This window comes from Sulfobacillus harzensis (assembly GCF_012933365.1).
Taxonomy (GTDB): Bacteria; Bacillota; Sulfobacillia; order Sulfobacillales; family Sulfobacillaceae; genus Sulfobacillus_B; species Sulfobacillus_B harzensis.
Genome location: NZ_JABBVZ010000030.1, coordinates 1 through 21092 on the forward strand (window position 1 = coordinate 1; position 21092 = coordinate 21092).

The 21092-nt window shown below is 59.2% G+C and carries 19 protein-coding genes; 1 reads left to right on the forward strand and 18 read right to left on the reverse strand.

Features of this window, described 5'->3' with window-relative positions; genetic code table 11:
• Positions 1-83: 83 nt before the first annotated feature.
• Genes HIJ39_RS10280 through HIJ39_RS10345 form a run of 14 tightly spaced genes read right to left on the reverse strand, consistent with a single transcriptional unit; the run spans position 84 to position 13463 of the window.
• A complete protein-coding gene (locus tag HIJ39_RS10280; protein WP_169099345.1) occupies positions 84-764 on the reverse strand; it encodes a GntR family transcriptional regulator in 681 nt (226 codons plus the stop codon).
• A gap of 45 nt (positions 765-809) precedes the next feature.
• On the reverse strand, positions 810-1298 hold the full coding sequence (locus HIJ39_RS10285; protein ID WP_169099347.1) for an aromatic-ring-hydroxylating dioxygenase subunit beta: 489 nt from the start codon (positions 1296-1298) through the stop codon (positions 810-812).
• Complete coding sequence (locus HIJ39_RS10290) at positions 1298-2599, reverse strand: aromatic ring-hydroxylating dioxygenase subunit alpha (protein ID WP_169099349.1); 1302 nt, start codon at positions 2597-2599, stop codon at positions 1298-1300. The genes HIJ39_RS10285 and HIJ39_RS10290 overlap by 1 nt, the downstream gene beginning before the upstream one ends.
• A gap of 19 nt (positions 2600-2618) precedes the next feature.
• The gene (locus tag HIJ39_RS10295; protein WP_243239531.1) at positions 2619-3479 is read right to left on the reverse strand and encodes a VOC family protein; all 861 of its coding nucleotides are present in this window, start codon (positions 3477-3479) and stop codon (positions 2619-2621) included.
• A 16-nt stretch (positions 3480-3495) separates the two neighbouring features.
• Positions 3496-4932 (reverse strand): aldehyde dehydrogenase family protein, encoded by a 1437-nt coding sequence (locus HIJ39_RS10300; RefSeq protein WP_169099353.1) that lies wholly within the window; start codon positions 4930-4932, stop codon positions 3496-3498.
• Positions 4933-4937: 5 nt separating this feature from the next.
• The gene (locus tag HIJ39_RS10305) at positions 4938-5654 is read right to left on the reverse strand and encodes an ABC transporter ATP-binding protein (RefSeq protein ID WP_169099355.1); all 717 of its coding nucleotides are present in this window, start codon (positions 5652-5654) and stop codon (positions 4938-4940) included.
• The gene (locus HIJ39_RS10310) at positions 5641-6420 is read right to left on the reverse strand and encodes an ABC transporter ATP-binding protein (protein WP_169099357.1); all 780 of its coding nucleotides are present in this window, start codon (positions 6418-6420) and stop codon (positions 5641-5643) included. The genes HIJ39_RS10305 and HIJ39_RS10310 overlap by 14 nt, the downstream gene beginning before the upstream one ends.
• Positions 6417-8267, reverse strand: coding sequence for an ABC transporter permease (locus tag HIJ39_RS10315; protein WP_169099359.1), 1851 nt, complete (start codon positions 8265-8267; stop codon positions 6417-6419). The genes HIJ39_RS10310 and HIJ39_RS10315 overlap by 4 nt, the downstream gene beginning before the upstream one ends.
• A gap of 9 nt (positions 8268-8276) precedes the next feature.
• Complete coding sequence (locus HIJ39_RS10320; protein ID WP_169099361.1) at positions 8277-9458, reverse strand: ABC transporter substrate-binding protein; 1182 nt, start codon at positions 9456-9458, stop codon at positions 8277-8279.
• Positions 9459-9462: 4 nt separating this feature from the next.
• Positions 9463-10443, reverse strand: coding sequence for an ornithine cyclodeaminase family protein (locus tag HIJ39_RS10325; RefSeq protein WP_169099363.1), 981 nt, complete (start codon positions 10441-10443; stop codon positions 9463-9465).
• Complete coding sequence (locus tag HIJ39_RS10330) at positions 10440-11459, reverse strand: dihydrodipicolinate synthase family protein (RefSeq protein ID WP_169099365.1); 1020 nt, start codon at positions 11457-11459, stop codon at positions 10440-10442. Before HIJ39_RS10330 ends, HIJ39_RS10325 begins: the two co-directional genes overlap by 4 nt.
• 20 nt (positions 11460-11479) lie before the next feature.
• Positions 11480-12058 (reverse strand): amino acid synthesis family protein, encoded by a 579-nt coding sequence (locus HIJ39_RS10335; RefSeq protein ID WP_207711602.1) that lies wholly within the window; start codon positions 12056-12058, stop codon positions 11480-11482.
• Positions 12058-12720, reverse strand: a complete 663-nt coding sequence (locus HIJ39_RS10340) for a DUF4286 family protein (protein ID WP_169099369.1) — start codon at positions 12718-12720, stop codon at positions 12058-12060. The genes HIJ39_RS10335 and HIJ39_RS10340 overlap by 1 nt, the downstream gene beginning before the upstream one ends.
• Before the next feature lie 20 nt (positions 12721-12740).
• Entirely contained in the window at positions 12741-13463 is a 723-nt protein-coding gene (locus HIJ39_RS10345; RefSeq protein WP_169099371.1) for an SDR family NAD(P)-dependent oxidoreductase, read from the reverse strand.
• A 450-nt stretch (positions 13464-13913) separates the two neighbouring features.
• On the opposite strand from HIJ39_RS10345, the gene HIJ39_RS10350 reads away from it, so the two are divergent.
• Complete coding sequence (locus HIJ39_RS10350; protein WP_169099373.1) at positions 13914-14051, forward strand: hypothetical protein; 138 nt, start codon at positions 13914-13916, stop codon at positions 14049-14051.
• A gap of 26 nt (positions 14052-14077) precedes the next feature.
• On the opposite strand, the gene HIJ39_RS10355 is transcribed toward HIJ39_RS10350, so the two are convergent.
• Genes HIJ39_RS10355 through HIJ39_RS10370 form a run of 4 tightly spaced genes read right to left on the reverse strand, consistent with a single transcriptional unit; the run spans position 14078 to position 20973 of the window.
• A complete protein-coding gene (locus HIJ39_RS10355) occupies positions 14078-15073 on the reverse strand; it encodes a Gfo/Idh/MocA family protein (RefSeq protein WP_207711603.1) in 996 nt (331 codons plus the stop codon).
• A 4-nt stretch (positions 15074-15077) separates the two neighbouring features.
• The gene (locus HIJ39_RS10360) at positions 15078-16049 is read right to left on the reverse strand and encodes a Gfo/Idh/MocA family protein (protein ID WP_207711604.1); all 972 of its coding nucleotides are present in this window, start codon (positions 16047-16049) and stop codon (positions 15078-15080) included.
• Between the two features lie 35 nt (positions 16050-16084).
• Positions 16085-19201 carry an alpha-mannosidase gene (locus HIJ39_RS10365; protein ID WP_169099377.1) on the reverse strand — a complete coding sequence of 1039 codons (3117 nt, stop codon included), beginning with the start codon at positions 19199-19201 and terminating at the stop codon, positions 16085-16087.
• 50 nt (positions 19202-19251) lie between these two features.
• A complete protein-coding gene (locus HIJ39_RS10370; RefSeq protein ID WP_169099379.1) occupies positions 19252-20973 on the reverse strand; it encodes a peptide ABC transporter substrate-binding protein in 1722 nt (573 codons plus the stop codon).
• Positions 20974-21092 lie beyond the last annotated feature (119 nt).

Consider the following 21092-nt stretch of genomic DNA (forward strand, 5'->3'; position numbering starts at 1 on the left):
ACCCTCATCATACTCCCCGTGCCGACGCCCTTTTTTCATGTGTGTGAGTGCCCTGCAGGGGCATGCGTGTCTCCTTTACGCTGCTATGTGCCGGAATCGATGGACTCAACCGCCTTCAAAAGCCCCATCTTGGTGGCGTCGATGTGACCGTCCATAAGCCGCTGCGCTTCTTCGATGTTCCCCGCCCGGCAGGCGGCCACAATGGCTCGATGCTCCCGGTTGGCCACCGCCTCTCGAAAAACCGGCTTTCCCTGTCGCCGGAGATACCGCCCAACGTTCAGTTGGATGCTATCGATCAACCCTTGAAAAAACGGCCAATCCAGCACGGCGTACAATTGGGTGTGGAACATCCGATTGAGTTGTGTCCATTCTTCATGGACAATGCCGTCCGATTCCGCCTGCGCTAAAATTTCCTCGACCTCTGTTAAGTGCACGCTGGTCATTCGGGGAATGCCATGCGCCAGTCCCAACCGCTCTAGGGCCTTGCGAATTTCCATTTGCTCGATAATGCGGTTGGAATCCAGAAAGGAGACCACCGTCTTCCGATAAGGGCGGGACAACACCAGTCCTTCGGCCTCGAGCTGCTTCAGTGCTTCGCGCACTGGCACACGGCTGACTTGAAGCATGTCTGCGATCTCTACTTGGCTCAACTCCGTGCCAGGGGCGAGCGACCCATTGGCAATGGCTTCCCGCAGGCGGTTGACGACCAGCGTCGTCAAGTTAGGGTCCTTCTTGATCGGTTCCCCGAACAGATTGTCTGCCATCGATCGCCCTCCTCTTCCAAATATTCTCTTGGATCATTTCGCCATTTAGAGAAAGAATGCAACATTCTTAACGGCCAATACGCTCTGGTCGAGTACAATGCGCCGCTCCAAGAGCATGAATCCGTCGGCTGTGCGCCGCAGTGTGTCCTCTCGCTGGCCAGACAGCACGTCCGATGCCGCATCCTCACCGCGGCTCCGCACAAAAATGAAGTTGCTTTGCGCGGCGACCACCCCATCGGCCTCCGAGCGAACCCGAATGTTGGTGATGTTGTGCCGGGTGCGCGAGGGCGGGCTTTCCGCCCAAGCGAATTCCGTATAGAGGCGCTCGACCCGCAGCGTGAGGGTGCGGAGATTTTCCTCAAAGATCCGCATCTCGCTGTCGAGGCTGTTCTGATACAAATTTTGGCGGACTGGCGCGTAGTAGTGAACGTCCGGGTCCATCAGCTTGAGCCAGTCCTGAAAGCGCCCTTGATCCAACAGGTCGGCCTCTTGGTAGAGCCAATCCGATACTTGGAGAGTCAATTCGATATCCATCACGCGCCCTCCCCTCGTGTCAGGATGTCAAGCCATCGCCGATAAAAGGATCGGGCATTGGCTTCGGAGTACTTACCCTGATAGACATCACCAGGACCCGCAAAGTCCGTGAGCGGATGCTGACCCATCCCCATCTGGTAGAGCAGCTCGACCGGCTTGGCCTCGACAGCGGGTCCCGTCAGGTTTTGCGTGATGTCAGTCCAGTTTTCGGTGTCGTCCTGCTCGAAAATGCCGGACGGCCCAAACGTCAGGATATACGCCTGACGCGAGCGCTCCTTCCAGTCCGCCGAGGCGTCCTTCTCCACTAGGAACCACGACCAGATCCGGGTCTGATTCACGTCCAACGGCTCCCAAAGGCGAATGGTCGTGAGCGATATGGGCCGGTCGTCCACCTTGACCAGCGAGACCAAAAACGACAGATTCGGGAATACCGTGCCATGAGCGTTTTTCATGGACTCTAAGACGCGGACTTGGTCCGCGGAAAGCGCGGACGCAAACGTCGACCGAAGTCCCTCATCGAACATAAACACGTCGGCCGGTGATCCAATGCCGCGTCCGTGCCCGCCTCCGGCGTTCACGTGGTAGCCGCTCTGGGCAAAATCGGCTTTGGGCGCCATGCCGATTTCGGAAATGGACCGGTGGGAAAAAAGCGTGTGATAGGCGTCTGTCAGGAAGTTCTCCGAAGGGATTTTCCAATTGCTCGGGACAATCCACCGATGCGGGGGGCCTAACACTTCCATGGGAGCCCGGCCCACAATTAAATCGAGGTACCAGCGCATGTTGCCTAAGAATTTCTCGAGCGGCTCGACCTGACTGCCCAAGGTGCCGAAAATCATGTCGCGATAGATTTCGATCCGGACTGGATACAGCCCGAGCTGTCCCTTATCGACGCGGCCGTTTGGAAAAATAGACTTCTCCTGCGGAATGCCGGAAAGCTCCCCGGTATTGCGATAGGTGAAGCCGTGGTACGGGCACCGGAACGCCGGCGTGTTGCCATGCTCGACTCGGCATACGCGCATGCCGCGATGCCGACAGAGATTATAGAAAGCGCGCACCTCACCATCCGAACCGCGGGCTACGATCACATCCTGCTGTCCAATGACCCGCGTGACAAAGTCGCCATTTTCCGGAATCTCGGACGCATGGGCCAAAAACTGCCATGAACTCAGAAACAGCGTCCGGACCTCCTGGTAAAACAGATCCGGGTCCGTGAAAATGGACGCCGGGAGATTCCCGGATTCGGGCTCAATCAGGGCGAGCTTTTGCGCCACCCGAGACTTCACATCGTGTGCCTCTGCCATAACGCTAACTTCCTTTCTTTTAGGGATTTTCTGGCGGCACGATGCCCCACGCATTGTAAGTAATCGCCCGGCTCCCGCGCGGCCACACCTTGGCGGTTTCCGGATTGACCACTTCGCGCATCTCGCAGAGGAATTCAAAACGCAGACCGTTTAAGTCGTGGGTGTAGATAAAGATGTTGCCGCCAACCCGATGGCGCCCTGGGCCCGCTTCCAGAGCGACATTCTGATCCGCCAAATGATCCGCCAGGCGCTTGACTTCTGCCCAGCTCTCCAGTTCGAAGGCGACATGATCCACACCGGTGCCCCTGCCGGGCGCAATCGCGAGACTGTGGTGGTCGGAGCTGCTACCCAGCCAAAAGAACACGCCGTCGGTTTCCTCAGCAATCCGAAAGTCGAGGATCTCGCGGTAAAACCACGAGGCGGCCGCCGAATCGCCACTCACCAACGTGACGTGGCTCAACTTGGTCAGCAAAAATGGACGTTCCAGCCGGGCTTCCATGACCGGCCACGAGGGCGAAGGATGGGCCAGCACCACCCGGTTGCCGTCCGGATCGTTGACCGCGAAACTCTCTCCGAGATTTTCAAAGGCAATGTTTCGCTGCTGCAGCCGCGGCAACACCATCTCGCGCAGCTGCTTCAGATCCGACGTCACGTACGTCATCTGCAAGAGCCGCCACGGACGCTCGGAGCTTCCCTGAACCAACGCAATTTCCTTGCGCACTCCCAGATGCCCGAGGGTGCCGAGCCAGTATGCCGGTCTCCCCAGCACTTCCGTCTCACCGGGAAACTGATACAGGCCATACACGTCATGGTAGTATCGGGCCGCGGCTTCGCGATCCGGCACCTCCAGCACGATTGACTCCATAATCATCGGAGGCATCACTCGACTCATCTCCTTACCGGTTGAAATTGAAGGTCACCATGCGGATGTCGGTCATTTCCTCCACCGCAAAGCGTGGTCCCTCGCGTCCAATGCCGCTGTCCTTCTGCCCGCCGTAGGGCATGTGGTCGGCGCGGAAGCTTGAGGTGTCGTTGATGTTGACGCCGCCCGTCTCGATCTTGGCCGCTGCCCGCCAAGCCAGATCCAAGTCGTGGGTGAAGACTCCGGCTTGGAGTCCGTAGGGTCCCTCGTTCACCAACCGAATCGCCTCGTCAAAGTCGGCGTACGGAATAATCGAGGCGACTGGTCCGAACACCTCCTGCGCCACCACCTTCATGTCGGCTGTGACGTCGGTCAACAGCGTGGGTGCCACCACCGGCCCCGAGCGCCCGCCGCCCGTCAGAACCCGAGCCCCGCCAGTACGGGCCTCATCGACCCACTCGTGCACCCGCCGTGCCTCGTTTTCGGTGATCAAGGGGCCGACGTCGGTAGCAGGATCCTCGGGATTGCCAACCTTCAGCCGGTCGATGGCCGCGAGCATCTCCTCTTGATATCGCGCAACAATGTCCTCATGCACGTAAATGCGCTGGACGGACACACAAAACTGTCCAGCCGATCCATAGGCTCGCTGCGCCAAAAGGCCCGCCGCCTGCACCACGTCTGCGTCGCGGTGCACGATATTTGCGGAGTTGTTGCCGAGCTCCAAGGTAATCTTCTTTAGGCCCGCCGCCTGATGAATGGCGAGGCCCACGCCTGGGCTCCCGGTGAACGTCACCATGCGAACCGCCGGGTGTTTGACTAACTGGTCCCCCACGGCGCTCCCCGGTCCCACCACCAGGTTGAGGTAGCCGGGCGGCAGCCCCGCTTCGGTCAACAGGTTCGCCAGCAAGACGGCCGTCAGGGGAGTCGTAGAGGCGGGTTTCAGCACCACAGCGCACCCTGCGGCAATTGCCGGTGCCACCTTGTGCACAACCAAATTCAAGGGAAAATTGAACGGGCTGATGGCTGCGACTACGCCCACCGGTACCCGCATATACAGGCCAAAGCGATGGCCCGTTCCCGGGGCCGCGTCCAGCGGCACGGTTTCTCCATGGATGCGCTTTGCCTCTTCCGACGACACAATCACCGTCTGCTGCGCGCGGGACACCTCGGCCCGAGCGTCCTTCAGAGGCTTTCCGCCCTCACGCGCGATGGTCAGCGCCAATTCCTCGTGGTGTTCCCCGAACAAGTCGGCCAAACGGCGCAAGATACTGTACCGCTCATAGGCCGACAGCGGGTTTTGGCGCATGGCCTGGTCGGCAGCCCGGACGGCCCGGTCGACGTCGGCTGGGCCGGCTTGGTGCAATTCCCCCAAGAGGTCGCCCGTAAACTTGTGGTGCACCTCCAACAGCCGGTCTGTCGTCTGCCACTCTCCAGTGATATAAAGTCCTGTGCCCACGCTAAAGCTGCTCATCGATGTCATCCCTTCTGTCCCATGTACACATTCCATAAATCGCCTTCGCGATCGATGTTCTCCGCCCGCTCATGTGCCACCACTTTCCCGTGGTTCATCACATACACCCGGTCAGCCACCGACAGTGCCACCGTTGCATGCTGCTCAATCAGCAAAATGCCGTGCCCGCTGCTCTTGTATGCCTCAATCGCACGGTACACCTCTTTCACCGTGAGCGGTGCCAATCCAAGCGACGGCTCATCCAGCAGCAAAAGCTCCGGGTCGCCGGAGAGCGCCCGCGCCATCGCAACCATTTGCTGCTGCCCTCCCGACATGCTGCCAACGGTCCGATCTTCCAGGCCTTTAAGCTGAGGAAACAATGCCAGGGCCCGATTTATGGCCGCTTCACGCTCCGCGGGCTGTTTAGTCGTGCCGTAGGATATCAAGAGCCGTGCATTGTCTCGCGCGGACAGCGAGTTCACCAGCTGACGGCCTTCCGGCACGAAGCCGATGCCCAGCCGTGCAATTTTCCAGGGCGGCAACGCCTCAATGGCCGCGCCTTTGAAACGGACATGGCCGGACCGTGCCCGTATCAGGCCCGCAACCGCCCGAAACAAACTGGTCTTGCCGGCCCCGTTTGGCCCCAAGAGCGCCACAATCTCGCCCGGCCCCACTACCAAGCTCACGTCTTCCAATACATCCCCGCGCCCATAGGACGCAGACACGTGCTCAATCGCCAGCATGTTCGAGCATCTCGCTTCCCAGGTAAGCTTCTCGGACCGCCGCCTCTTGGGCAACTTGCGCCGGTGAACCCGACGCAATTAATCGGCCCTGGTTCATGACCATGACGGAATCCGCCACGTCAAACACCAGCGACATATCGTGCTCAATGACGATGATGACGCGGTCCGGCCCCTTCAGAGCCTTCAAGCGCTGCGCCAGTTCGCGGGTCTCCATCGGGGTGAGCCCGGCTGCTGGCTCATCCAACAGCAGCACCCGGGGACGCGCCGCCAACGCACGCGCCATATCCATCAACCGCTCTTGGCCGGTGGTAAGATGGCCCGCCACCAGGTCGGCAGCATCGCCCAAGCCTACCTCGCCCAGCGCCGCGTCCGCCCGTTCTTCGGCAAGCGCTTTAAGATGCCTTTGACGCCGCACCCCTAATATCGTCGACAGGAATCCGGTGCGCACCTCCAAGTGCGCTCCCAGCATCACGTTGTCGCGCACGGTCCACCCGGTAAACACCCGCGGGTGCTGGAAGGTTCGGATGACGCCGAGCTCCGCGATCTGGTGGGACGGCTTGTCATGTAAGGACACCTCGTCCAGCCGCACTGCCCCGGTGGTCGGCGGCAAGACACCCGAAATCAAGTTGAACAGCGTGGTCTTGCCCGCGCCGTTGGGGCCAATGATCGCGTGGATGGAGCCGGCTCCAGCCTGGAAGCTGACATCGTCCACCGCCCGCACGCCGCCGAAAGCCCGCACCACATGGTCCACACTCAACGTTGTCATGCGGTCATCTCCTTCGAGGAACCGTTCGGTTCCCGCGCCTTTCGCGGGCGCCAATAAAGCTCAATCGCCCCCATGATGCCTTGCGGCATGCCCACCATAATGGACACCAACAGCACGCCTTGAATAACCGACAGCCACTCAGCCACACCAGACAACACCGTGGACAGAGCCACCATGACGACGGCACCCACCACCGGTCCCAGAATGGAGGTCTCCCCCCCTACAAACACCATGACCAACAGCAGGATCGACGTTGAGGGATCAAACGTGCCTGGTGTTACCAAGCTGATGGATTGGGCGTAGAGGCTTCCAGATACGGCCGCGAAGACGCTGGCAATGAGGAATACGCCAATTTTCAGCCGGGCTACCGCGACGCCGTTGGTCGCCGCCGCCACCTCATCCTGCCTCAGAGCTTTAAGTGCCCGTCCCAGCTCACTCTTGTCAATGCGGTAAAGCACAATCGCCCCGACAATGACCAGCGCCCACACGAGATAATAGAAGGCGTTGGTCGAGAGCGAGCCCATGGTGGGGATGCCCACGATGCCGGTCGCCCCCTGGGTCAATCCCCGCCAGCCATTGACCACGGTGTCCACAACCTCGGCCAACGCCAGGGTGACAATGGCCAGGTTGTAGCCGGAGAGGCGCAGGGTCACCGCGCCCAGTCCCAGGGCGATGAGCGCCGACAACACGACGCCCGCCAAGAGTCCAAGAAATGGCGACAGTCCCATGTGGACGGTCAAAATGGCGGTGGCGTACGCGCCGAAGGTCATGAATGCCCCCTGACCAATCGAGATGATACCGGTTTGGCCCTGCATCAGTTGCAGTCCTTGGGTGGCCAGCACAAAGATGCCGGCGTTGATGCCCATGCTTTCCAAGCCTTCATGTCCGGTCCATGGCGTGACCACCATGAGCACTCCCAACGCAATCGCCATGACTAGTGAGGGACGGCCGAACGGGATGAACTGCACCCGCGCCCGGCGGCCATCGATAATCGCGGTGCGCTGGCGAAACGACCGGAAAATCAACACGACCACCAAGATGGCAAAAGGAACCGCGGAAGCGTAGATGGATGAGACAAATCCGGCCGCATACTGCTGTGCCAGACCCAATCCGAGTCCGCCAAACACCGCCCCCAAGGGGCTTCCGATGCCGCCGACAACCGCGGCTGCGAACCCTTGCAGGCCCAGCGGTAGCCCCGAGCTGTACGAGATGTAGGTGATGGGGCTGGCCAGGACCCCAGCCAAGCCGCCAATGGCTCCGGAGATGAAGAATGCCAACAAGCGAAACTGCCCAAGGTTAATACCCAGCATCCCCACCGTGGAGGGCATTTCCGCGATCGCCGTCAAGGCCTTGCCGGCCATGGTCCTATCCACGAATAAGCCGAGTGCGATGACCACCACCACCAGGCCGCCCACCACCCAAATATCTTGCGGCAGGAGGGATGCCCCGAGAAAGTGGAACGTGTTATTTCCCGTGAACGCGGGCAGCGACAGCGGATTGCTGCCCCAAATCACTTGCGCCAGTCCCTCAAGCGCTGTCGAGGCTCCCAGGGTAATGACCAACAGGGTGGAAATGTCGGTGGCCCGAGTCCGTCTGAGGGCCGCGTAGTCAATGATGACGCCCAGCACTCCGGTGGCTACGACCGCCACCAAGAGCGACATCCAGAGCGGCACCTTGAGCGCAGCCAGCAGCGAGGATTCGATCAACGCCGACCATGCATAGAATTGGCCTTGAGCCAGGTTCATCACGCGGCTGACCCGGAAGATCAGCGTGAATCCCAGGGCAATCAGCGCGAAGATGGCTCCCGTAGTGAGTCCGCCGAACGTATACTGCATGAATTGGGACATGGCAGCCTCCTAAGGTTTGGATGAGTACACGAGCTTCCCGTTCTTATACTGGAGCATGACCGCGCTGCTCAGACCGAGCCCGCGGTGGTCGGTTTGGGAGAAGTCATAGACTCCCTGCAGACCGACATAGTGGTGAATGTTCTCGATGGCGCTGTCAATCGCGCTGGCCTTGGTGCTATGCGCACTCTTGATGGCTTGGCCCAAAATATTGAGTTCGTCCCACGTCGAGGACGCACCGAGCCCCGGGGTGGCCGAATAGGTCTTTTGGTACAGCGTGTCGAACGCGGAAATTTGAGACTTGCCCGGGGTGCCGCTGGGCAGATCGCCATAGCTCATGTCCTGCGAAGCCGCGAACAACAGATCCTTCGGCGCTTGCTGACTCAACGACTGCAAGAACGCCGGGGTCAAGTTTCCTTCCGAGGTAATGACCGGCGCCGTAATCCCCAGTTCGTGGATTCCCTGCAACACCACGCCTAGAGGCTGCCCGACCACCAAGGCCAAGATGGCGTGCGCATGGGCGGCTTCCAACTTGCTGAGCTGCGGCGTGACGTCTGTGCTGGTGGGGTCGAAGAACTCCTGCCCAACCAACTGCAGATGGTCCTTGGGAGCCAGTTTGGTCAGAGCCGCCGAGGTAGCTTGGCCGGTAGCGTCGTTGGTGGTGATCAGACCGACTTTGGTGATGTGGTTTTGCTTAAGCCAATTCAACACATAACCGTCCAGCTCCGGAATGAAAATCTGTCCGGCGAAGACATTCTTTTCGCCTTGGGGATCGTAAATTCCGCAGTTGGAATAGACGACCGGCCCATTAGCCGTCAAGGGCGCTACCGCCTGCATGTCGCCTAAGAGGCCCAGCCCAACTACCGCGGCGACACCTTGGCTGGACAGGGACTTGTACCCCTGAGCGGCGTCTGCCGGACTCGACTGGGTGTTGTAGGTCACGAGTTGAACCTTTTGCCCGTTGATCCCACCCTTTTTATTGACGGTCGTCGCCCACAGTTTCGCGGCCCGCTCGGTGTCCGTCCCGAACCAACTGAACTGCCCGGTCTGTTCGGTTAATACACCAATCTTCAACGGCGCTTTACCCCCCGACGCCGCCACATTCCCCGAAGAGCTTCCGCATCCGGCTGCCAATACCCCAAGACACCCAACACTGGCCAAGACCAGTCCACCCATCTTTCGACGAAGTCTCATCTCGTTATACCTCCTTTGATTTTAGCCACGGAAACTGGGCCAACGATTCTCCAACGCGTTCACGCCTTGCCTTTTGATAGAGAAAAACAGCTAAAGCGAGGTCCTGTGTCGAGGTGCCGGTGGATTTGTAGAGGATGAGGCTCTCGGCAGTCTTGTTGAAATGGGCATCAAGTTGAGCAAGCGGGATAAGCCGTTCTGAGCTCACCCGGTTGTCCGCCGTGGCGGCAATGAAGTCGCCCGACTCAGTCATCACCTGGGCCGGATGGTCCGCAATAATGGCGGTGGCCCGCTCAATGAGGGCGGTGTCGATCTCACGCTGCTCCGGACGCGTGGACCCAATCGACAGGATGACCGTACCTGGTGCCACCCAGTGCGACTGCAGGACCGGCTTATCGGTCTTGGTGGCCAGCACCAGCAACGGATGGCCCGCGGCCTCTTGGGCCGATTCCACCGGAGTGACGGAAATCGAGAGCTCTTCGCTCATCGTCTTGCTGAAATTGGACCGGTGGGCTGGATTCGGGCTGTACACCACAGCCGAGTCGGCATTGAGCGCCCCCGCCAGCGCCCGGAGCTGAGCTTGTGCCTCATAGCCGCTACCAAAGACGCCGATACTGACCCGATCCTGTCCCAAAAGGCGACGGGCGGCCGCCGCCGCCATGGCGGCCGTACGGCTCGCGGTAACGAGCGCCGCATCCAGCAGCGCCAAGAGCTCTCCGGTGCTTCCGGAGAAGAGCAGGATGAGATAACGTAGCCCTTCCGACGAAAGGTTCATCACCTTTAGTCCCGTGTAGGTATCGTCCTCCCCGAGAAGAGCCCCAGGCATGACCCGGAACCATCCTCCGGGATAGACAATATTGGTGCGGGCCGGCTGACGTATACGCCCGTCGGCCTCGAGGCTTAAGAGCCCATCCATCACTTCGAGGGCGTCCGCTGGGGTCAAAAGCCCAGCAATATCGTCATGACGCAGGATGATGGGCTCGGTCATAGAGGGTTTCTCCCCGCGAAGAAGAGTTCGTCAGGATCGTCGGTCGGACGAGACCCGGACCGTACCAAACTGTCTCGGTATAGCTTCATGCTCTTGGCGTCAACCCGCATTTGCGGCATGCGCAGCGGCCCGCCATTGAACCCTTGCAGCCACTGCATGTATTTCCATGCCGCGCGGTGAATCAGCTTGGCGCCGCTTACTGAGGCCATCAGTCCGCTCTTCGCGATGCGGGCCGGATGGAACTGCCAAAAGAGCGGCATCGCCTCTTCCCACTGGCCGACCGTCATGAGCCGGTGCCATTTGGGCACCGCATCGCCGTAGTACTCGTAATTGGAAGTGCCCATCCAGGGCATGCCGTAGGCGTCAATCCACCCCGGGGCGTTTTGTTCGAGCGGATCGGCAATAAGCACCTTGCCCTTGATGCGCCGCTGAATTTCAACCATGCCGCCGCTTCCGGGGTGTCCGCACTCGTACTTCAACGCGACCACCGTGTCGATGTCGGTCATTTTCTCGAGTGCGTCCATGGGAAATCCGGTCACGTCCAGTCGTCCGAAGTCCCAGGTGGGCACCGCGAACAGAATCATGGCCAAGTTGGTTTGCTCGGCAATGTTACGCGTAAAGGCCACGATTTCGTCGGAAGACTTGGGATAAAAGCTGGGCGGGTAGGACAGAAGCAACGCGTCCAGCCCTGCCTTTTCTGCCTCCTGGGCTACATGAACCAGCTCCTGGCTCGTACCAAACGAGCCGTGCAGCACCAATCGGTAATCCTCACGGGGACGATTGGCAGCGGCTACCCGGACGAGCTGAATCATTTCCTCGGTTGTGGTGTTGCACTCCGACACCAGAAGACTACCCCAGAATCCCAGCTCGCTGGACCGGTTGATATCGTGGATAATGGCTTTCTCATTGAGCCCTGTCAGGTCCGACGTAAAGGTTGGCATGACGACGTTGGTGCACCCGAACCAGGTGCGACGGGCCCAATCCTTGGCTTCCGCCCGCGTGTATTCTTTGTGCATAGTTACCTCCTGATGTGGTGCTAACTTAGTCCGTCTACTCCTGTGATCTCCGAAGCCTTGGGACCGCCCAGGCGCGCGTTGATCCTGCCGCGGGTGGCCACGACCGCAATCATCACCAACTCATCCGGATAGGGCGCGTCAGGGAAGGTCAAGGTCATTCCGTCGTAATGGGAACGCACGTACAGTGCGTCTTTGTGGGCCAGGGGCACGTCGATTGAGGCGCCGGTCGGAACCACCTTGGTCATCGACGAGATCCAGGCCTTTCCGCCGCCCACCTGCTCGCGAAAGAGGTTGCCGAACACCGTGGTGATGAGGGCGACCCCCTGCTCCTGGTCCCCATTGGTCCCGATCAAGACTGCCTTGCCGTAGGATTCAATCGGCTCTGTCACTGCCTCGGCCAAGCGGCCAACCAGCTTCGGGCCCAAAATCCCGCTCATCTCGACCATCGGCGACAAATCCTCCACGTAGCGACCCGCCACCGGATTCTTGATCACCACCGCGCTGGCCACCTTGACCAACGGCTGTCCGTTGTCCGCGCGGCCCATGGCCGACTCTACAGTCTCCTTAACTAGGTACCACTTGCGAATCTCAGGTTCCATCATTTCCCCTCCCATACGGGCTCCAGCCGCTGATAGACGTGGTATTCGCCCTTGAACCAAGATTCTTTGGCCAGCTCAGCCCGCCAGGGGCTACGCCGCGCGATCGAGCGTGCCGCCGAGTTCAACACATCGGGGTCGTTGATGTAATGGAGCGCCAGGTGGCTCATCAGCTTCGGGGTTCCATCGACAATCGAGTACCGTCGGCAGCCAAGCCATCCGGGCTCTTGCAAAAGCGTGGGAATGTGATCGCGCTCGTACCAGGCATCGAATTCAGGAGCCCGTTCCGGCGGCACGTCAAACCGCACCGCATAGAGATACGGTGCCTCCCAGATGCGGGACTGGTCGGGGCGGGTTGTGATGCCCAAATGTTGATATGTATAGCGGGTGAATCCGCCAACGTTGGCCAGCATCCACCGGGTGCGCTCCGATGGGTTTTCCTTGATGGCCCGATAGGCGTCGGATGCCAGCACATCGGCCCCGGCCATTTCATAGACGGCCAGATAGTGGCGCTCATCGGTGGTCGAGCGGTACCGATTAGCGCGGGAAAATCCCGGAAGCGCCATTCTCAAGGGGACGTGCTCGGTGTTGTACCATTCGTTGAAATCCGCTTCCCATTCTTTCTGGGGTTCCATTTCCGAAAAAAGAACGGCTTCTGGTCCCATGGTTTCTCCTCCTTTTCCGGTTAGGGGTTGTAAAGGCCTCCGCTCACATGCATGGTCTGGCCCGTGATGTAGTCAGCCTCGTCACTGAGAAAGAACAGGACGGGCGCCACCACGTCGGACACTTGCGCCACCCGCCCCCGTGGAATCCGAGCCCGAATGCCGGCTTCCCACGCTTCCCGCTTGCCTTGGGTGATCTGCTCTAACATGGGCGAATCCACCGGACCAGGCGCCACACAATTGGCGGTAATCCCCAAGGGAGCAACCTCCAGCGCCAACGATTTGGTGAGCGCAGCGATGCCAGCCTTAGCGGCCGCATAATGAGCTCCATTGGCGTAGCCACGGGTGATATAACCTGTTGAGAAGGTGACAATCCGGCCGAACCGTTTTTGCTGCATGAATGGCAATACCGACCGGCACATAACAAACGTTCCGGTAAGATTCACGGTTAGGATGCGTTCCCATTCGGAGAGTTCCAGATCGATGACGGGGGCTTCGCTCACGACACCTTGAGCGCAAATAAGATAGTCAATGCGGCCATAATCGCGCACGACCGTGGCCACTTGGCGCGATACGTCGACGTAATTGGTAACATCGACTTCAAGCTGCCGAGTCCCAGACTCGGCCGCAGAGCTGGCGCTCCGGTCAAAGACAACGGGTTCCACACCCCGCTGCCTTAGAGCATCGACCACGCCCTGTCCAATGGCGCCGTTTCCTCCCGACACCACGGCGACGCGTTTGTTCATAATGTTCCCCCAACTTTCAATGCGGGTTTGCGATGTCGTTGGAAGAATAGCAAAAGAAAGGATAAACTGTCAACTGTATACAGTTTATTGCGCATGGGTTGGTCAATTCATACCCGAGATTAGCGAGGGCGAACGTTCGAGGCAGTCATGGAAGCGCTTTTCGGCTATGTCTCGACGACTTCAGCGTCCTTGTGGTTTCCTTCTGAAAGGCGCCGATCCCCAATCACAGCAGGAGCACACGCGCCGCGCACGATGGTATCCGGAGCGAGGGCGACGCGAAGGGGTATGGGATTCACGGGAATGAAATGGGGTCATCGCGATCTCCTTGAGATGTATAGTCTTCACCAGTATAACGATCCCCATCGACAAAAGTGACCAATGGCTTCGCTAACCCCTTATGGCCCGCACTTCCGAGATTTCACCAAACGATGTACGTAGGTGGTGTCCCGTTTGGCTGAGTCGAACGGCGTCACTGTGGGTGAAAATCTTATCGCTATTCGGGATGACAAAATAAAAAACCCGCAATCCGTTATCGATTGCGGGCGAGACATTGGCGGTGCCGTGGATCCCGACATCCGGATCCAGTGATTGCTATTTATGAGGACTTCGGTCCCCTACCTTAATCGAACCGGCCTCCCCAGACGAGCCGACTCGTATGCGAAAAGCGCCACTTCTGTGGCCCGAACCCCATCAAGCCCAGTCACCAACGGTTTTCGACCATGGCGACAGGCGTCAATGAAGGACTTAATCATGAGCGCATCGGGATCGTCACCCCAGCCTCGGTGTACCGCATGGCCCACCCGGGCGCTGTACTCCATCACATGTTGCGCATAGGCATCGACCCGCGCCACTCGTTCAGTCCCCACCACCTCTAACGTGACATCGCCCCAGGTAGGAAAGATTCCCTGAGGCCTGGACCAACTCGGATCATGCCCAGCAATAACTCCGTTGTCGAATTCTAAAGACAACAGCCCGGCATCGTCGGTGGGTATATCGTAGAAACGACGTCCGACTTCAGCGTACACTTCTCGAACCTCGGCGCCGGTGTACCAGCGCATCAAATCCACCACATGCACGGTATGGTCCATGATGGCGCCGCCACCGGCAAGCGCCGGATCCACAAACCATCCGCCCGGATTTTGGCCTCGGTTGGTCCCGTTGATGGCAAGAACCTTGCCCAAGCTTCCCCGGTCAATCTGCTTCTTCACGGCGGCGATTGGCACATTAAAGCGCATGGGAAACGCAACCTGCAGGATGCAATGGGCGGCATCCGCCGCATCCACCATGCGCATCCCATCGGCAACGCTGGTCGCAATCGGCTTTTCCACCAAAACATGCATGCCCGCATCAAATGCCGCCACGACCATTTCGGCATGGCGCGCGTTCTCACTGGTCACAATAACAGCATCGAGCGGCTCGCGCAGAGCCCGTTGATAGTCACGAAAATACGCGGCGCCCCATTGCTGCGCCGCCATTCGACCGCGCTCCTCATCGTCATCGGCCACCACCGTGAGATGGACATCCTCCAATTGGGCAAGCACTGCGGCGTAGCTGTAGGCATGCATATGGGCAAAACTGAGAATACCGATGTTCATGCTGGCACTGTTCACCGTCCTATTCCACCTCGACCGGTTGGCCCGTTTCCCAGGAACGACGGACCATCATGCTGAGTTCAAGAGCCCGAAAAGCATCTTCCGCCGTGACCCGCGGCTCAACGCCGTCCCGAATCACCGCTAAAAAGTGCTCCAATTCCGCCACATAGGGGCTTTGCACGAGCGGGCTTTCAGGGATGGCCACCCGCGGTGCTAATGGGGCCGTCGACTCCCACACCTCGATCGCGCGACTCTGCCGACTGTCAAAGGCTATGAGACCCTCACGTCCCGCCAATTCGAACGCGTAGGAAAATCCCGCGGGGTAGGCCCAACTGCCTTCGCACTGAGCGATAAGACCATTGGCAAACCGGAGGCTGACTAACACGTGATCGCCCTTAACGTTAAGGCTCTTCGCGTAAACACGCTGAACCTCGCCAAAGGTCCAGCGGAGAAAGTCGATATCGTGAATGAGCAAGTCCGTCGCCAACGTGCCGCTTTTGTTGGGGTCTCCATACCAGTCTTGCCAACCGACAGGGTACGCGCCGCCGCGAAAGGTGCGTGCCGTCCCCACCTCCCCAATCGCCCCGTTCTTCACCCGTTGACGGGCCAGCGCATACTGCGGAAAGAACCGTACCACGTGAGCAATCAAGAGCTGTCGTCGAGCCCGCGTGGCCGCGTCAATCATGGATTGCGCCTCGTCAAGGTTCAGCGCCATGGGCTTTTCGCAAATCACATGGCATCCGGCGGTCAGGGCTTGTTCTACCGTGGCCCGGTGAAGATATGTGGGGACGCACACGTCGACAACATCGACCGCCATCACGCCCAGCGCCTCCTCGAGACTCGCGAAGGCAGGCACCGACGCCGATCGCGCGAGGGAGGCGCCGCAGGCCGGATCAGGATCCACGACGCCCACCAACTCGCCCTCGTCGATTTCGGCCCAGGCCTGCGCGTGAACCCGGCCCATCGTCCCAGCCCCAACCATCAGCACTTTCATAACCTGTGTCCCCCTCATAAGCTCTTCAGCCCGGTTTAAAACGCCTCGATGAGAAAGGTTCTGATCTCATAAGGACGGATGTCGAACGAAATGGGGCCGCTATGGACGGACCCACTCGGCCGTTCCAACAAGTCGCATTCCTGCCACATCGTGCCCGTCTGCGACACGGCCAACTCGACTCGCCCGCGGCCACCCTGATATTCATGGCATCGAATCACCATCTTGTGGCCGTCTTCCGACCGTTTCACGGCGTCCACCATCACCGGATGTCCGGTAAACACAAAGTTCGGGGGCATTGACGCCTGATCGCCCTCGACAATGATCAGGGGATCATTGACGTCCCAGGCCGCCTGGACCGTGCCGCTCTGTTGCCAATCCCCGGGATGGGGGAAGAGCGCGTACACGAATTGATGCGCTCCCTGGTCGGCATCGGGGTCGGGGTAAAGGGCCGACTTCAGCAGCGACAGGCGCATCACGTGATCTTTCACATCGTGGCCATATTTGCTGTCGTTCAATAAACTGACGCCATAGTCGTGCTCCGATAGGTCCACCCATTGATGCGCAACCGATTCAAATCGGGCGGCGTCCCATGAAGTATTCGCGTGGGTCGGACGCTTAATATTGCCGAACTGGATGTCGTACGTAGCCTCCCGCGCTCGGATGCTCACCGGGAAGGCCACTTTCAGTAGTTGCTGCCGCTGGTGCCAGTCCACGTGCGTATGAAATTCGATCCGTCGATGGTGGGCGAAAAAGACGATGTCCTGGTCAATGGTCGACTTGCCAAACTGCCACGTGGCCCGATACACAGCGCGAAGGGGCCCTGCTTCCACTACCGTCCATGCCTTAAGCGCCGTGACATCGGTTCGCTTGTCTTGGTAGAAGGGATCGATATCCCAAGCATCAAAGCGAAGCGGCTTATCCTCGAAGACCTGCAACACGTTGGCGCACTCGCCCGCGGCAATAATCTCCCGTTGCGCCTCGCGATCATAGAGCCTCGTCATCTGCCCGTAGGCATTCCACTCCACCTCGTAAAAGGGCGTGGTCAGCCGCCGCTCACCGGCGTCAAAGGGACATGGTTCGGTCGTGCGACTATCGTCGGGAACCCGACGAATGCGGGTTGAGCCGAATGCCGGCACTTCCACCTCGACCAGTACGCCCTGCGCCGTGGACTGCGCGGGCAAGCGCCGACCATCATCCGCGGCATAGGCCTCCCCGGGCGCCAGCACTGGGAGCCTCACGGGACCGACCCGAGCCCAATTGGCGGCGTTATAGACCGTCAAGCCGTCATGGGACGCGGAGGCGAGACGGCTCGCCGATTGCTGACCGAGTGCTTCGGCCCTCTCCAGCGCGTCGCCTAATTCCGCCCGAGCATCCTCATACACCTCGGCGATCGAGGAGCCCGGCAAAATGTCATGAAATTGATTTCGCAACAAGACCTGCCAAATGGACTTGAGCGCGTCGCCGGGGTAGTGTGCCCAGGAGTGGTGAGCCATGGCTTCTTGAACTGCCATCCACTCCGCACGGCGTAGGGCCAGTTCCAGTTTCCGATTGAGGCGTTTGATGGCGCCTTGACTGGTAAAGGTCCCCCGATGATATTCCAGATACAGTTCATCGTCCCAAACCGCCGTCGCACGCTCGGCGGTTTCCAGGCGCTGGGCCAGATCCCGAAAATATTGGGTCGCAATACCGGACTTAACGCGAGGCATACCGGGCATGTCTTCCAGACGCCGTCGCATCTCAAGCATGTCCCGCGTAGGCCCGCCACCGCCATCGCCATGCCCAAATGACAGCAACAAGTCCTGGTTCAGGTCTTTGTCTTGATAGGCGTCCCAGATCCCCGTCACACTGGCCGCGGTGATGTCGCCGTTGTACGTAGACCGCACATCCAATGGGCGGGATGGGGTCGTGACGAAGTGGGCCATGACCTCACTGCCGTCGATGCCGCGCCACCGGAAGGTGTCGTGGGGCATGCGATTCGTCTGGTTCCAACTGAGCTTGGTGGTCATGAACGCCTTGATTCCGGACTTCGCGAGGATTTGCGGCAGGGCCCCGCTAAAGCCAAACGCATCCGGAAGCCACAAGATCTCCGACCGGCGCCCAAACTCTTCCGAAAAAAACTCCGTGCCCACCAGAATCTGGCGCACCAGCGACTCGCCCGACGGCAGATTACAGTCGGCTTCAAGCCACATCGCGCCTTCCGGTTCCCAGCGCCCCTCGGCCACGCGCTGGACAATTTGCGCGTACAGTTCGGGATAGTCGTCCTTCAGGTATGCATAGAGTTGCGGTTGGGATTGAATGAATTGGTAATCGGGGTATCGCTCCATTAGGCGCAACACGGTAGAAAACGACCGCGCCGCCTTGGCGCGAGTGTGTCGGAGTCGCCACAGCCAGGCCACGTCGATGTGCGTATGGCCCACCGCATGGATCGTGACGGGGCTCGGCGCGCCTCGCAATGCTTGCAAGCGCTTGGACAGTTCCTCGCTCGCGCGAGACACCGATTGATAAAATTCCGGGCTTCCCGGCTCACTCCAATCGAGGTGAGATAAGGCCCCATCACAGGAAGCCAGCAACTGATGATGCCAGGGATTCCCGACAGACAGCACCTTAGCGCTTTCGAGGACGGCACGCGCTGAATAATAAAGATCATCGGCCGTTGAATCCAGCCAGCCCACCCTGGACTCTCGAACCACATGCTCCTGGTCTTTCGGGGGACCCCCACCCTCTAATCCGGTCCACAGCCACAGAGCCAGCCGCACCGTTTGGCCCCATCGATTCTGAGGAAAGAAGAGCTCTTGATGGTTGCTGTCGATGCCCTGATAGGGCTCGCCGTCGAGAAAGACAAGCCCTTCGAACCCGGCGTTGTTGCCGCTCCCGGTCACGCCAAAATCAAATTTGCCCACCACCACCTCGCCGGGAGGCGGCTCGGGAATGGCGATATCCCGAACCAGCCACACGTACCGGTCGCGGCCCGACCACCGATCGCCCACTCCCAGCGTCTCATGCACATCCGGACCCACCTGGGGCGGACGCCCCCCGAGGCTCCCGTCCGCATCCCACACGGCTTGAAAAGGGCCCGTGGGCTTCATCCCTCGATACCGATAGGGTGCCAATTCCGCGATGCGCCGTTCCAGTTTTTCTAACGTTAACTCCATGGGCTCCTCCTCGATGGTCTATGCGTGCTGTTCTGCCCCATACAACGTGACTATTTGAAACTCAATCGATTCGCGGGCACATACTGCTGAATGGTGTTCCAGTTCTGCCGAAAGCCCTTCAGTTGGTTGGAGACAATCTCCAAGTCGTCCTTGTTGGGCATCCAGAGCACCGGCAATTGCTGGCTCGTGTACACCTCATAGGCATCGAACCGCGACTTCAACTGGGCCGAGGTGCCCCCGAGATAGGTGTCGGCAATGAGTCGATTCATGGTCGGGCTATGGTACGCCCCCAGGTTGTACCCGGAATTGGTGGCAAAGAGCCCCCCGCCCGACGGATAGTAATCCGGGCCGTAGCCCCAACCGAGGCCGCCCGCCAACGCCCACTGATTCGAGTCCGACGGGGTGCCAATGATAGTGCTCAGGTTTTGCGGGGCCTTGGGTGAGAGGGTGACTTGAATGCCTTCTTTGGCCCAGCTTTGTTGGAGCACTTGGGCAATCCGTTGGAACGAGACGGACCCGGACGCATACAACATCGGCATCGTGAGTTTCTGACCGTTCTTTTCCATTACGCCCTTCACCAGGTGCCAGCCGTGGGCCTCAAGAAGCTTCCGACCTTTGGCGGGATTATAGGGGTCAGGGTTTTTGAGTGTGGGGTCGTAGTATGGGTTCGACGGTTCCTTGGAAACGGGGCCATAGTTCTGGACACCCAGACCATGATACATGCTTTGAATGTACGAGGCTTGGTCGATGCCCATTTGCAAAGCTTGGCGGATATACAGATGGTTCAGCAACGGACCAACCGATGCGGCATTGGACCGGAAGTTGATGGCGATATCGCTATACCCGAGGAATGTCTCGTGCACCACGTGATATCCCTTAATGTCGCTTGCCGATTGATACAACGAGAATGGCAATGAAGCGTAAGCCACTTCGCCGCTCTTCAACTGGCCAAGAAGGGCAGACGCCGACGGCTCATATTCGTAGGTGACCTTCTTGACTTTCGGTTTGGAGCCGTCGTATTGGGGATTGGCGACATACGTCCAATGTTGGTTGTGTACCGCTTGGGCTACACGATACGGTCCATCCACCACTTGGTAGACGGGGTTTGAAGGACTGTCGCTGATGCTCTGAATCCAGTGAAGTTCTTGGTCAACATTGCTGTATCGATCCCAAGTCTTTTTTGGAATGGGCACCAATTGACTCAACCCGTTATGTTCAAACCAGATGGGATTGACCGACTTGGTAGTGGTAATCACTACCGTGTGCGCACCTTCTGCCGTCACGCTTTTCCAGTCCGTTGGGACCCCACCCGTACCGGTAAAGCAGTAGGTCAGTGGCGACGACTTTTGTGCGGCCGCCAACACCAAGTCCGCATCATAAGCGACATCGGATGCCGTCACCGGCTGGCCGTTGGACCAATGCCATTTGGAATTCAGGTGAATCGTGAAGACGGTGTCATTTTGGCTCACCTGAATGCCCGAGGCAATTGACCGCGAGAGGTTAATGTTGTCGTGGCGATTCACCCATAAGAGCGGCATATAGGACTCGGGCCCGTTAATGCCCCCGCCCCCAACCACATTGCCGCAGGCGGTGGCCGACTGGATAGGTGGCCACCAGTTCATGTTTTGCCCGGTGGCGAGGCCGATGGTAAGAGCCGATGGCGTGGGGGGTGATTGAGCGACGGTGGTGCTGCTGCCACAGCCGGCCAGAACTGCACCCAGACTCACCATCCCGGCCACGACCGCCGTCATTCGAAGCCGCAGGCTTTTCATCTAACTTCCTCCTCGTTTGGCTGACAATGCAATAGACATATCAATAGTCTCATTACTTCATGTCTTTTCACTAATGTCAACCTATTATTGATTTTTGTTTTACTCTGAGCTATATTTTT